Annotated in this window: 15 protein-coding genes; 9 read left to right on the top strand and 6 right to left on the bottom strand. The window is 30.8% G+C overall.

What is annotated here, in order from left to right; genetic code table 11:
- Positions 1-33 precede the first annotated feature (33 nt).
- Entirely contained in the window at positions 34-729 is a 696-nt protein-coding gene (locus tag BM289_RS01340) for an ABC transporter ATP-binding protein (protein ID WP_091490215.1), read from the bottom strand.
- A gap of 61 nt (positions 730-790) precedes the next feature.
- Positions 791-2,251: a DUF5687 family protein gene (locus BM289_RS01335; protein WP_091490213.1), complete on the bottom strand. Its 1,461-nt coding sequence runs from the start codon at positions 2,249-2,251 to the stop codon at positions 791-793.
- Positions 2,252-2,379: 128 nt separating this feature from the next.
- Here BM289_RS01335 and BM289_RS01330 point away from each other — a divergent pair, with 128 nt between their 5' ends.
- The 3 genes from BM289_RS01330 (at position 2,380) to BM289_RS01320 (ending at position 4,480) form a co-directional block, all read left to right on the top strand.
- A complete protein-coding gene (locus tag BM289_RS01330) occupies positions 2,380-3,432 on the top strand; it encodes a ferredoxin--NADP reductase (RefSeq protein WP_091490210.1) in 1,053 nt (350 codons plus the stop codon).
- Between the two features lie 163 nt (positions 3,433-3,595).
- Positions 3,596-3,904, top strand: coding sequence for a hypothetical protein (locus BM289_RS01325; RefSeq protein WP_091490209.1), 309 nt, complete (start codon positions 3,596-3,598; stop codon positions 3,902-3,904).
- Positions 3,905-4,045: 141 nt separating this feature from the next.
- A complete protein-coding gene (locus tag BM289_RS01320; RefSeq protein WP_091490206.1) occupies positions 4,046-4,480 on the top strand; it encodes a hypothetical protein in 435 nt (144 codons plus the stop codon).
- A 41-nt stretch (positions 4,481-4,521) separates the two neighbouring features.
- Here the strand turns inward: BM289_RS01320 and BM289_RS01315 are convergent, their stop codons facing one another.
- Positions 4,522-5,532: a glycosyltransferase family 9 protein gene (locus BM289_RS01315; protein WP_091490701.1), complete on the bottom strand. Its 1,011-nt coding sequence runs from the start codon at positions 5,530-5,532 to the stop codon at positions 4,522-4,524.
- A 43-nt stretch (positions 5,533-5,575) separates the two neighbouring features.
- Positions 5,576-6,181 carry a DUF4254 domain-containing protein gene (locus BM289_RS01310; RefSeq protein WP_091490205.1) on the bottom strand — a complete coding sequence of 202 codons (606 nt, stop codon included), beginning with the start codon at positions 6,179-6,181 and terminating at the stop codon, positions 5,576-5,578.
- Positions 6,182-6,292: 111 nt separating this feature from the next.
- Here BM289_RS01310 and upp point away from each other — a divergent pair, with 111 nt between their 5' ends.
- On the top strand, positions 6,293-6,946 hold the full coding sequence (gene upp / locus BM289_RS01305; protein ID WP_091490203.1) for a uracil phosphoribosyltransferase: 654 nt from the start codon (positions 6,293-6,295) through the stop codon (positions 6,944-6,946).
- On the opposite strand, the gene BM289_RS01300 is transcribed toward upp, so the two are convergent.
- Positions 6,941-7,870 carry a DUF6427 family protein gene (locus BM289_RS01300; RefSeq protein WP_091490201.1) on the bottom strand — a complete coding sequence of 310 codons (930 nt, stop codon included), beginning with the start codon at positions 7,868-7,870 and terminating at the stop codon, positions 6,941-6,943. The genes upp and BM289_RS01300 overlap by 6 nt on opposite strands.
- A 142-nt stretch (positions 7,871-8,012) precedes the next feature.
- Here BM289_RS01300 and BM289_RS01295 point away from each other — a divergent pair, with 142 nt between their 5' ends.
- Positions 8,013-8,243, top strand: a complete 231-nt coding sequence (locus BM289_RS01295; RefSeq protein WP_091490198.1) for a DUF6341 family protein — start codon at positions 8,013-8,015, stop codon at positions 8,241-8,243.
- A gap of 42 nt (positions 8,244-8,285) precedes the next feature.
- Here the strand turns inward: BM289_RS01295 and purD are convergent, their stop codons facing one another.
- Positions 8,286-9,560: a phosphoribosylamine--glycine ligase gene (gene purD, locus BM289_RS01290; RefSeq protein WP_091490197.1), complete on the bottom strand. Its 1,275-nt coding sequence runs from the start codon at positions 9,558-9,560 to the stop codon at positions 8,286-8,288.
- A 130-nt stretch (positions 9,561-9,690) separates the two neighbouring features.
- On the opposite strand from purD, the gene BM289_RS01285 reads away from it, so the two are divergent.
- The 4 genes from BM289_RS01285 to BM289_RS25710 all read left to right on the top strand — a co-directional run bounded on the left by BM289_RS01285 (position 9,691) and on the right by BM289_RS25710 (position 12,438).
- Positions 9,691-10,557, top strand: coding sequence for a class I SAM-dependent methyltransferase (locus BM289_RS01285; protein ID WP_091490195.1), 867 nt, complete (start codon positions 9,691-9,693; stop codon positions 10,555-10,557).
- Complete coding sequence (locus BM289_RS01280) at positions 10,557-11,867, top strand: phenylacetate--CoA ligase family protein (protein ID WP_091490194.1); 1,311 nt, start codon at positions 10,557-10,559, stop codon at positions 11,865-11,867. Before BM289_RS01285 ends, BM289_RS01280 begins: the two co-directional genes overlap by 1 nt.
- Positions 11,868-12,012: 145 nt before the next feature.
- The gene (locus tag BM289_RS25715) at positions 12,013-12,204 is read left to right on the top strand and encodes an ORF6N domain-containing protein (protein ID WP_262489162.1); all 192 of its coding nucleotides are present in this window, start codon (positions 12,013-12,015) and stop codon (positions 12,202-12,204) included.
- Between the two features lie 45 nt (positions 12,205-12,249).
- The gene (locus tag BM289_RS25710) at positions 12,250-12,438 is read left to right on the top strand and encodes a hypothetical protein (protein WP_262489154.1); all 189 of its coding nucleotides are present in this window, start codon (positions 12,250-12,252) and stop codon (positions 12,436-12,438) included.
- Positions 12,439-12,453 lie beyond the last annotated feature (15 nt).

Here is a 12,453-nt window from a genome sequence, read left to right as displayed (position 1 = left end):
TAAAAATACGCTTCTTTTTGTAATCATAGAAATTTAAACAGCAAAAAACAATTCCAGTTCCTGCAAGGTCTCTTTTGAGGTCTGAATGTCTTTTACAATTTCCCCTTTATTCAATGCCACTATTCTATCACAAACTTCAACTGTATGCTGTAAATCGTGGCTTGAAACTAAAACAGTTACATTTGGATTGTCTGCCAAATCTTTGATTATTTTTTTTAATCGACTAACCGTTGTCGGATCTAAATTCGCGAATGGCTCGTCTAAAATAACAACTTCTGGATTTCCAATTAATGTGGCTATAATTCCAACTTTTTTCTGATTTCCTTTTGATAAATCTCTTAAGTACTTTTTGTTGTTTAAAATTTCTCCATTGAAAAATTCTTCATGTTGCGCCAATAAAGCATCGACGTCTGCTTTGTTTTGATTGCGAAGATCTCCAATAAAATAAAAATATTCTTCTGGTGTTAAATAGCCAATCAAAAAACTTTCATCTAAAAATGAACCTGTAAAAGATTTCCAGTTTTCACTGGTATTAACCTGAATATTTTGATTTAAAATCTTTCCGTTTGATGGCTGAATTAAGTCCAATAACAGACTGAAAAAAGTTGTTTTTCCTGCTCCGTTATTTCCCACTAATCCAAAGCTTTGTCCTTTTGGAATTTCAAGACTTTCTATATTTAGAACTGTTGTACCGTTATATTTTTTTAAAAGTTGATTTACTTGTATCATGATGATTTTAGATTTTAGATTGTTGATTTTAGATTAATTATCAAATTGACTTATTTTCTAATTAATTCTTTTGTTTGTAAGCACTTATCGTACTGTACTTTTCCATTTTGTACCTTTTTTCAATTAATGAAAACACTTTTTCTTTAAAAATAAATCCTAAAACTCCAGCACCCGCAACCAAAGAAAGTCCGATTGGTTTGCTTCCAAAGTGAAGACCAAGCCAATACAGTAATAGAGGTAAAACAATTTTTGGCAATGTCAACAGCATCGCATTAACATTAAAAGCTTTTTTATCTCCAAATGCACCACCTGCATTACTCAAATCAATTGGTGTTTTGGTGAATGCTCCTCCCAAAAGTACTAAATGCGAGTTTACGCCTATATTATAAATTGCTCCGGCAACAATTGTGAGATAAACTTCCCATCCATAAAAAATATAAAATGAAGCTAGAATTGTAGAGACAAAAGTAGCAATCACAATTAGCCACCATTTTGAAGTGATGTAACCTCTATATGGAACATTTTGTGTCATTAACAACTGATAATAAGAACTATCCCAACTTGGCACAAACTGACCAAAAACAAATAGAAATCCTCCTGAAACAAATATTCCTGCAAAAATATGCATTACCGCTGGCTGATGTGAGTTTCCAAAAAAGATAAATCCGTAGAACAAAAAGAGAACGCTCATAAAAATGGTTGTTTTTGATCTCTTATTTCTTTTTATCAATTTGATGTCATTTTTAAGAAAGGTTCCTAAAGTTCCAAACTGATTCAGCCAAGTCAGGTTTTCTGTAGAAGCGATATCGTGTTTTACTGAAAGTCCAGCGTCCAGATACAAGTTCTTCTTGAAATATTTAAAAGTAAAAACATACAATCCTGCTAATACTAAAATGGGTATTAAAAATACGCCGTCGATATCATAAAAACTCTGAAAAAACGGTGTTGTAAATAGCGTAATATCAAATATCTTGTAATAATGAGCTCCGCCTAAAGCAAGAACTATCCCAGCAAAAACAACAAACAATTTATCAATATTACTTAGAATGATATTCAAAAAATTATTGATGTAAATCATCGCCATGATTCCTAAATGCCAGAAAACAATTTCAACAACATCGTACCCATTCAAAATCAGGACAACAGAAAATGGAATAAAAAACAAAGCATGAATCCAATTGAAAAAAGATAAAGCTGTTTTTCCTAAAGAGAAATGAACAATCGTAAGTTTTTTAAAGGGTAAAACCAGCAACGGCTTAATGTTTAGAACTGGTATTGATTGCATTAACAACCTAATTATTAAGTCAAAAAGAAAATAATAAATCAAAAATTTATTAACTGTTACCAATGGTTCCAATTTCATATCCTTGAGAACATAAAATGCTCCAACTCCCATTCCAATAAAAATTAAAGAAAAATAGATCATAAAGAACCCTATTATAATTTTCATTGCCAGGTTTTTACCAAAAGATGCGGATCTAATGAACGCTTTCCATTCCAGGTAAATAAACTTCTTAATCATGGTTTATCGTTTTAGTATTTTTGTAGTAAGAGACCAAATGTAGGAAAACGTTACAAAAAAAGTTAAAAAAAATAATTTCGTACCAAACATTTAATAGTGGTTTGCTACTTTTGCAAAAAAATTCTATCATGCCTTCATTCTTAAAACTTATAATTAAAGAGGTTAAACGCGAAACTGCAGATGCTGTTTCTATACTTTTTAATGTTCCTGAAGAACTAAAATCAGACTATAAATTTATAGCTGGTCAATATATTAATTTAAAACTAACTCTTGATAATCAAGAAATCAGACGTGCTTATTCTATTTGTTCGGCACCAGACAGCGGTGAATTAAGAATTGCTGTGAAAGCAGTAAAAAATGGTCTTTTTTCTCAGTTTGCCAATACCAAATTAAAAGCAGGAGATGTTTTGGAAGTAGGTCAGCCAGAAGGTAAATTTACATTTGAACCAGATCCAGAAAGACAAAGAAACTACGCAGCTTTTGTTGCAGGAAGTGGCATTACTCCAGTTCTTTCTATTATAAAATCAGTTTTAAAAAATGAGCCTAAAAGTTCATTTGTATTGGTTTATGGAAACAGAACTCCAGAAGACACAATCTTCCATCAAGAACTTCATGACTTGCAATTACAATATGTAGGCAGATTTTTTGTGCATTATGTCTTTAGTCAGGCTAAAGCTGAAAATGCTTTATTTGGAAGAATCGAAAAATCGGCTGTGAATTTTGTTTTAAATAACAAACACAAAGAATTACAGTTTGATAAATTCTACTTGTGCGGACCTGAAGAAATGATCAACACGGTATCTGATATTTTGAAAGAGAAAAATGTAAAAGAATCGGCTATTAAGTTTGAGCTTTTTACTTCTTCTTCTCAAGAAAATGTAATTCAGGGTTCTCAAGAAGGACATACAAAAATTACAGTTTTAGTAGATGATGAAGAAACTACTTTTGAAATGTCTAAAAAACAGACGATTCTAGATGCCGCTTTAAAACAAGGCGTTGATGCTCCCTATTCTTGTCAAGGTGGGATCTGTAGCAGTTGTTTAGGACGTGTTACAACTGGAAGTGCTGAAATGACGAAAAACTCTATTTTAACAGATAGTGAAATTGCCGAAGGTTTAATTTTAACTTGTCAGGCACACCCGACATCGGAAACTATTTATGTAGATTACGACGACGTCTAAATCTTTAAATTACAATATTATAAATTCCAAATTCCAACTTTACAATTGGAGTTTGGAATTTTTTTTACTTAAAATATTGCCACGAATAACACTAATTTTCGCTAATTTACTTTTTTAATAAATTTTGGAATTTGGAATTTAAAAAATTGAAAATTAATTATTTATGAAATCAGTACGAGAAATTTTTAGGAATAAAGAATATCTTTTGGAGGAACCAGAAGTTGTGAAATTGGTTGATTATTGTGAAGAGCTTCAGGATGAGATTGTTGAATTTAAATTTCAAAAGACTGATAATAAAGAACTTGCTTTATTAGACATGATCAAAGAAGTCATAAAAGGATGCGATGCCATTGAAAAAGAACAAATGGAACATGAACGTTATGGTTATGATGCACCCAATTATCAGGAAACAATTGCAAATCTGAAAAGTTATATTTACCGTCGTTGTCGAGATGAAAAGATTTGGCTCTAATTGAAATAAAAGCAAAATTTTATCAAAATATTGCCAAATTTTCATTAAATTAGAGGTGTAATTATGGTAATCTCAATCTCACTAGTTTGAGAATTTGTAGAGCTCAATCAAAATTAGTCAAACATTTAAACATTAAATATCATGACAGCTCACGTACAACACTTTCATCTATACCTATCTATTATGCTGGTTGTAACTGCTGCGCTATGCATTCTGGCAGTTATTCTCAAAATGAGAAACAAAAAAGGTCCAAAGTTGCTCGAAAGAGAGAAATACAATTCAACTATGGCCGAAAAAATGGTAGAAGTAAAAAAGACCGATTCGAATATTTTTAATATCTGGCCTTATGTAAGTAAACTAAAATCGGCTAAAATTTTATCTAAAAAAATTAAAGATCAGGATTTAATTTATAAAATTTACAGAGATCCGTCTGAAAAGTTCGAGCATATTCTATTGTCTACCGAAGACAAAAATAATTTTGTCTCTATTATAGTAAACAAAAAAAGAAGAAAAACAATAGGATATTCTTTCTTAGATTCTAATGAACAATACGATTTAAGTAAAAATATTGCTTAACGATTAAAAAACTTCTCCATTAAAGAGAAGTTTTTTGATTTTTATGAAAGCTGTTCTTTAACCTTGTCAACAACCTGCTGCGGTAAAATTGTTCTCATAGCATTTTCATAACCTTCAACAACTTTATTGCCATAAACAGAAGTTGGCAGTTTTGGATATTGATTTCGATCAGAAGTTAAGGCGTTTTCTAAACTTTGGTTGAAAGGCAAAAATCCAGCATACGGATGAGTAGCTCCCCAAAGTGTTACTACTTTTACTCCTAACATTGCAGCGATATGAGCATTTCCAGAATCCATAGAAAGCATCACATCAAGATTGCTAATTAACTGCAATTCCTGTTGAAACTTAATTTTTCCAGCCATATTGATTACATTTTCAAAAGGCTCTGTAAGTGAATCTAAAATTTCAATTTCTTTTTTTCCTCCTCCAAAAAGTAGAATTTTATACATCGGATTTTCGGCCAATTTTGCAATCACATCCTGCATTAAATCCAAAGGATAAACTTTAGAATTGTATTGAGCAAAAGGTGCAATTCCAATTAATTTTTCATTTTGATTTCCAATGATTTCTAGAATATCAGCATTTAAAACTGCTTTTTCAGGAAATACTGGATGAGATAAATCTAACGGAAAGCCAAGTGCTGAAAACACTTTCGCATGTCTTTCGAACATGGTTGGCAATTGTTTGAAAATTTTGTTTTCGGCTCTTGTTAATTCTTTTTTTCCTTCACGGCCTTTATCAACAGTTGCTCTTTTTTTTCCGCTTAAAGCGAAAAGTAAACTCACAATCTTAGATCTCAAAACATTATGAAGATCTGCAAAAGCATCTATTTTCAGTTTTTTTACATCTCCGAATAATCGTAAAAGTCCTGGAAAACCTTTGTGTCTCTGTTTTTCATCAAAAGAGAAAAACTCCAGATTCGGAATTCCGTCAAAAAATGGTTTGAAAAAAGGACGAGAAATAACGGTTAATTTCACAGTCGGATATTGTTTTACAAATGCGCGTAAAACAGGAACCGTCATGGCGACATCTCCCATTGCGGATAGTCTCATGACGGCTATGTGTTTGATTTTGTTGTTGGACAACTCTGCCAAATTACTTTTTATTTTGATATAAAACCGGATTCAATTCATCGTCGTTGTACATTTTCATTTGTTTGTACACTTTCATGAATTTGTCTCCGTTTTCGATATCTGTCAATAATTCTTCAATTGCTGTAGATAAATCTGTTCTTTGTTCTAAAAGAATATTTAGTTTTTCCTGACATTTATCTCTGTGTTCTTGTGAAGCTTCAGCACGTGTAGCTTCTTCATGCATGTGATAAATTTTTAAAGCCAAAATAGACAATCTGTCAAATGCCCAAGCTGGACTTTCAGAATTGATTTTTGCTCCGTCTTTTACTTTAATATCACTATATTTTTGTAAAAAATAGCTATCGATATATTCCACCATATCAGTACGTTCCTGATTTGATGCATCGATTCTTCTTTTTAAAGTTAAAGCTGCAACTGGATCAATCTGCGGATCACGAATAATATCTTCAAAATGCCATTGAACCGTATCAATCCAATTTTTAAGATATAATAAATGTTCAAACTTATCTTTCGGATAAGGATTATTGATCGGCTGATCGACATTATCAAACTGGTGATAATCTTTGATACTTTGCTCGAAAACAGAATATGCTAATTTTGAAAACATGTATTTATTTTTTTAGAGTTACAAAGATACTTTTTATACTTTTATGCTGCGAAAAAAAGCAATTATTTTTCGTTTTCATATTTTTATTCGTTAATAAATTAAAAATTCATCATGAAAATTCACTATATATCTGAAAATAATAGCGTTTTAAATCATTTCTTAGGACAAATTAGAAATGTAAATGTGCAGAATGACAGCATGCGTTTTAGACGAAATATTGAACGCATCGGTGAAATTATAGCATACGAATTAAGTAAAATTTTGCCTTATAAAAATGTAGAAATTCAGACTCCGTTGGGTGTTAAAAAAACAACAGAAATTGACACTGATTTAGTTCTATGTCCGATTTTAAGAGCAGGTTTACCGCTTCATAATGGTTTTTTAAATTACTTTGATCATGCCGAAAATAGTTTTGTTTCAGCCTGCAGACATCATCCAAATGGTGGTGATGATTTTGAAATTTTAGTCGAATATCAAGCTATTTCAAATCTAAATAATAAAACTGTCCTACTTTTAGATCCTATGCTGGCAACAGGACAATCTATTGTCGCTGTTCATAAAAAATTGATTGAAAATGCAACTCCAACAGAATTTCATATTGTGGTTGTTATTGCGGCCCCAGAAGGAATTGCTCATTTAGAAGAAAATCTTCCCGAAAATTGTCATTTATGGGTTGCTTCTTTAGATGAAAAACTAAACGAGAAAAACTACATTGTTCCAGGTCTTGGAGATGCAGGTGATCTTGCTTATGGAAGCAAATTATAACTGCGAGAAGAATGTAAATAAACTACAGGCAATCAATACATAAAATACAATTTCATTATTGAGTTTTTGCTGCATGTATTCCACGTGGCTTGTTGCCATAATTGTTAACGGTGCAATGCTGAACAATAATAAATCGTTGCTTTTATTTGGCGAAATAATGTAAACAAAAGCCGCTATAAAAAAGAATGCAACAATTTTCTTGTATGAAGAATGTACAATCTGTGGTCTGTTCGACAATGTCATCAACATTGATGTTACAAAAAATAGAGCTACAGCAGTATAAATTGAAAGTGCTCCGTTTTCGTAATTATTCTTAAAATAGTCAATTCTAAAATCAACTACTGCTCTTTCTTGGAAAAAAGCTACAGCATCAATGTTTAAAATTAAAGAAGTCATATAAAATAATATTGCCACCGCCAAAAGTGCTATAAATGGCAAAACCCAGTTTCTGTAATCTCTTGAAACGTGAAAAATAATCGAAATAAATACCAATACTAAGAAAAGTATACTCCAAAATTGAAATAAAGCAGCTACAAAAATCCAAAAAGAAGCATCGAATATTTTTTCTTTTGATGCTTTAAGCGATTGAAGTGAAATCAATCTTCGAACTGCCAACAAAATAAAAAAGTTAGCATAAATAACATTTGGATTGTTAAATAGGGTTGGAAAAAATAAAAGAAACAACAAATAGAAAAATATCGCGTAACCGTTGTCTTTACTGAGTCCGTTCTTTTTTACGATAAAATTTACCATAAAAAAAGAAGCCAAAATAAAGCACAACAAACTCACTTTTTGAAAAGCCAAAAAATAAGAAGTAACCCAAGATGGGTCTTTAATTTGGAACATGAAAAAGAAAACCAGTATTAAAATTACAACCAATGAATAATTTAATGGCGTAGATTTTTTAAAAACACTTGTTATCATAAGGATATTTTATACTTTTGTGATTGTAAAGATAATACTTGTTTAAAATGAAAAACCGAACAAGTTGAAAAAAGATTTGATTAATCAAATTTTATCTTCAAAGCATTACACAACAATAAATAACATATAATTTTAAAGAATTATGACAGCTTTTTTTGAAGGAATACAATACTTATTCGTTAACATTTTGTTTGCTCCTCTTGACTTTTTACGTCGTTTGGAATTAATTACATGGTTTGGTGCAAACACTATTAACTGGATTTTCATGATCATTTGTGCTGCAGCAATCGTTTACTGGATTAAACAATTACGCATTTTTGATGATGCTGGAACAGAAAACCAAGATACAACAGCTCACTCATTTTTAAAATAAAAACCAAACCCTTAAATTAATTAAGGGCTGGTCCATTATTTTTTAAATTAGATCGAAACCGATATCTTTTCTAAAATACATCTTATCAAAGCTTAGTTTATCTATGTTTTGATAAGATTTTTTTACGGCCTCTTGGAAATTATCTCCGTAAGATGTTATCGCGATAACACGTCCTCCATTAGTAACGACATTTCCGTTATCTAATTTTGTTCCTGCATGAAAAACAATAGAATCTTCAATATTTTCTAAACCAGAAATAACTTTTCCTTTTTCGAAATCTTCAGGATATCCACCAGAAACAACCATTACAGTCGTAGCGCTTCTTGGATCAACTTCTAAATTAAAATCTCCTAATTTTTGATCTGCAACAGACAAAAACAATTCAACTAAATCTGATTTTAATCTCGGAACCACAACTTCTGTTTCAGGATCTCCCATTCTCACGTTATATTCGATAACGATTGGTTCTCCTTTTACATTGATTAAACCAATGAATACAAATCCTTTATATTCGATTCCATCTTTTTGGAAACCTTCAATTGTCGGTTTTACGATACGCGTTTCAATTTTTTCCATTAAAACTGTATCTACGTAAGGAACTGGAGAAACTGCTCCCATTCCGCCCGTATTTAAACCTGTATCACCTTCGCCAATTCGTTTGTAATCTTTTGCTGTAGGAAGGATTTTATAGCTTTTTCCGTCGGTTAAAACAAAACAGCTTAATTCGATTCCGTCCAAGAATTCTTCGATAACAACTTTTGCACTTGCTGTACCAAATTTAGCGTGAACAAGCATATTGCGTAATTCTGTTTTTGCTTCTTCAAGATCCTGAATAATCAAAACTCCTTTTCCAGCTGCTAATCCATCAGCTTTTAAAACATAAGGAGGTTGTAATGTTTCCAGAAATTTACATCCTTCTTCGACTGTTTCAGCAGTAAAACTGTCATAAGCCGCAGTCGGGATGTTATGTTTCATTAAGAATTCTTTTGCAAATTCTTTACTTCCTTCTAATTGAGCACCCAATTTAGATGGTCCAATTACCGGAATATGTTTTAAACTTTCGTCGTTTTTGAAATAATCGTAAATACCTTTTACCAATGGATCTTCAGGTCCTACGACTACTAAACTTATATTTTCTTTAAGCACTAAAGCTTTTACGGCTTCAAAATCTGTAGCAGAGATTGCCACGTTTTCAGCAATTGCTGCTGTTCCTGCATTTCCCGGAACTACAAAAAGTTTTTCGCAAAGTGGGCTCTGAGTCATTTTCCATGCAAATGCATGCTCTCTTCCGCCTGATCCCAATAATAAAATTGTCATGGTGTTGTTGTATTTAGTTGTGGTGCAAAAATACTTGCTTTTGCACGTAAAAAATAATTAAATCTTTAAAAAATTGTTGGTTCTATACTGTTAGTAATTCTTAAATATTATTTTTGACGAAAATCTAATCATGAAACATTACGTAAAAACATATATTTTCAAAACTCTTAGTATTCTTCCAAATTCTTTGGGCTCAAAAATCTATCATCAGTTACAGAATTTTTCAGAAAATAAAAATGTCGAAGGAAAATTAAAAAATACAGAAAACACGCTTAATACTTTAGGTTCAATTTTTTCAAATTTAAAAATTGATCTGCAAAACAAATCTGCAATTGAAATTGGCTCAGGATGGTTACCAATATCACCATATATTCTAATTCATAAATTTAAATTAAAAGATGTTTATACTTTTGATATTAATAAACATTATCAAACAAAAAAAATACAAAGCTTTAATTATTTATTTTCAAAAATATATAATTGTGATATAACTGTAAAGAATAATCAGTATTCTTTGCCTGAAAATGTTCATTATTATCCGTTTCAAAATATAATAGATGCTGAAATTCCTAAAGTAGATATTGTCTTTTCAAGATTTGTTCTAGAACACGTAACTCCTGAAGATATAATAGAAATGCACAAAAAATTTAAAACCTCTTTACCAAAAGGATCTTATATTGTTCATTTTATTTCTCCGAGTGATCATAGAGCCTATTCCGATAAATCTTTGTCTCTACAAGAATTTTTAAAATATAGTTCAAAAGAATGGAACAAAATTCAAACAAGATTTGATTATCACAATAGATTAAGACTTCCTCAATACATTGATATTTTTAATTCGTTAGACTTAGAAACTGTTTATATTTCTCATGATAATCCGAAACCAAACTCTATACAAGAGCAAAAGTTTAAAAATTTAAAATTACATGATGATTTCTTGAAATATTCAGAAAAAGAACTAACTGCTGGAAGCATAAATATTGTTTTAAAAACATAATGATTCCTCTTTTTGATTTTTCACTCAAACTAAATGGTTTTCCTATAAAGAAAGCCAAAGCCGAACTGGATAAAATTGTTCGTTTTTCAGAAGAAGAATACGCTTCATTTCTTGAAAACAAAAAGAGAGAAATCGTTGATTTTCATCTTAAAAATAATCCCTTTTACGCAGAGTTAGCTGGAAATGCAACAGCCGAAGATTGGGAAAATCTTCCGATTTTAAACAAACAAAATCTTCAAAAACCGCTTGAAGAAAGGCTTTCCAAGGGATATTCTAGAAAAAACATTTACCTCAACAAAACCTCTGGATCGAGTGGAACACCTTTTGTTTTTGCTAAAGATAAATATTCTCATGCTTTAACTTGGGCTTCTAATATTATGCGTTTTGGTTGGTTTGGCATTGACTTTAATCATTCGTATCAAGCGCGTTTTTATGGAATTCCGATGGATTTTATTGGATATCAAAAAGAACGTTTCAAAGATTTTTTAACACATCGTTTTCGTTTTCCTGTTTTTGATTTGTCTGATGAAACTCTTGAAAAGTTTCTGCAGAAATTCAAAACCAAAAAGTTTGATTATATCAATGGTTATACAAGTTCTATCGTATTATTTGCCAAATTTTTGGAACAGAAAAACATCAATCTAATAGAAATCTGTCCAACGCTGAAAGCTTGTTTTGTTACTTCAGAAATGCTTTTTGAAACGGATAAAAGACTTTTGGAAAAACAATTCGGCATTCCAATTATTAGTGAATATGGAGCTTCAGAATTGGATTTGATTGCTTTTGAAAATCCGCAAGGAGAATGGCAGGTAAATGCTGAAACACTGTTTGTAGAAATTTTAGATGAAAACAATAATCCTGTTCCACATGGAACAGAAGGGAAAATTGTGATAACATCACTTTTTAATAAAGCAAATCCTTTTATCCGATATGAAATCGGCGACATCGGAATTCTCGATGAAAAAAGTACGCCAAAAAAACCAATTCTAAAAAAACTCATTGGCAGAACAAATGATGTTGCTATTTTGCCAAGTGGAAAAAAATCTCCAGGTTTGACTTTTTATTATGTGACCAAAAGCATAATTGAAGACGACGGAAATGTAAAAGAATTTATCATCAAACAAAGCAAAATTGATACTTTTGAAATTGAATATATAGCTGAAAAAGTATTAGTTTCAGAACAAATTCAAAAAATAAAAGAAGCGATCGATTTGTATTTAGAGCCTAATTTGAACTTCACATTTACAAGAAAAACTGTTTTAGAAAGAACCAATCGAGGAAAGCTAAAACAATTTAAATCTTATCTGTAAAATAAATAAAATCTTACATTTGTTTTTTAATTAAAAACTTATGAACGATAACGCTCTACTTTCTGAAGAAACAATTTCTAATAAAATATACTTTATTCGTGGACAAAAAGTGATGATGGATAGTGATCTAGCATTACTTTAAGGAATAGAAACTAAAGTATTAAAACAAGCCGTTAAAAGAAATTTATCAAGATTTCCTGACGATTTCATGTTTGAACTTACTAAGATAGAATACAATTCTCTAAGGTCACAAATTGTGACCTTAGAGAAAGGAAGAGGTAAATATCAAAAATACTTACCTTTTGCTTTTACAGAACACGGTGTCTTAATGTTGTAAAGCGTTCTAAAAAGTGACAAAGCAATCCAAACCAATATTCAAATTATGAGGATTTTCACGAAAGTGAGACAAATGCTTTTGGATACAACCGAAATCAAGGTTGATATTATGCAGATTCAGAAGAAATTAGAGAATCATGATAAAAATATTGAATTGGTATTTTCTTATTTAGATGAATTAACTGAGAAAAAAGAAAATAAGACTGAAAGAGTGAAGATTGGTTATAAAAAATAATTTCTTCAAGGTCGC

This window comes from Flavobacterium phragmitis, from assembly GCF_900112575.1.
GTDB lineage: Bacteria > Bacteroidota > Bacteroidia > Flavobacteriales > Flavobacteriaceae > Flavobacterium > Flavobacterium phragmitis.
This window is presented reverse-complemented; position numbering and strand designations above follow the sequence as displayed.

Coding starts and splice junctions, on each gene's coding strand:
- BM289_RS01340 (WP_091490215.1), bottom strand. CDS start 729: ATGATACAAGTAAATCAACTTTTAAAAAAATATAACGGTACAACAGTT.
- BM289_RS01335 (WP_091490213.1), bottom strand. CDS start 2,251: ATGATTAAGAAGTTTATTTACCTGGAATGGAAAGCGTTCATTAGATCC.
- BM289_RS01330 (WP_091490210.1), top strand. CDS start 2,380: ATGCCTTCATTCTTAAAACTTATAATTAAAGAGGTTAAACGCGAAACT.
- BM289_RS01325 (WP_091490209.1), top strand. CDS start 3,596: ATGAAATCAGTACGAGAAATTTTTAGGAATAAAGAATATCTTTTGGAG.
- BM289_RS01320 (WP_091490206.1), top strand. CDS start 4,046: ATGACAGCTCACGTACAACACTTTCATCTATACCTATCTATTATGCTG.
- BM289_RS01315 (WP_091490701.1), bottom strand. CDS start 5,532: ATGAGACTATCCGCAATGGGAGATGTCGCCATGACGGTTCCTGTTTTA.
- BM289_RS01310 (WP_091490205.1), bottom strand. CDS start 6,181: ATGTTTTCAAAATTAGCATATTCTGTTTTCGAGCAAAGTATCAAAGAT.
- upp (WP_091490203.1), top strand. CDS start 6,293: ATGAAAATTCACTATATATCTGAAAATAATAGCGTTTTAAATCATTTC.
- BM289_RS01300 (WP_091490201.1), bottom strand. CDS start 7,870: ATGATAACAAGTGTTTTTAAAAAATCTACGCCATTAAATTATTCATTG.
- BM289_RS01295 (WP_091490198.1), top strand. CDS start 8,013: ATGACAGCTTTTTTTGAAGGAATACAATACTTATTCGTTAACATTTTG.
- purD (WP_091490197.1), bottom strand. CDS start 9,560: ATGACAATTTTATTATTGGGATCAGGCGGAAGAGAGCATGCATTTGCA.
- BM289_RS01285 (WP_091490195.1), top strand. CDS start 9,691: ATGAAACATTACGTAAAAACATATATTTTCAAAACTCTTAGTATTCTT.
- BM289_RS01280 (WP_091490194.1), top strand. CDS start 10,557: ATGATTCCTCTTTTTGATTTTTCACTCAAACTAAATGGTTTTCCTATA.
- BM289_RS25710 (WP_262489154.1), top strand. CDS start 12,250: ATGAGGATTTTCACGAAAGTGAGACAAATGCTTTTGGATACAACCGAA.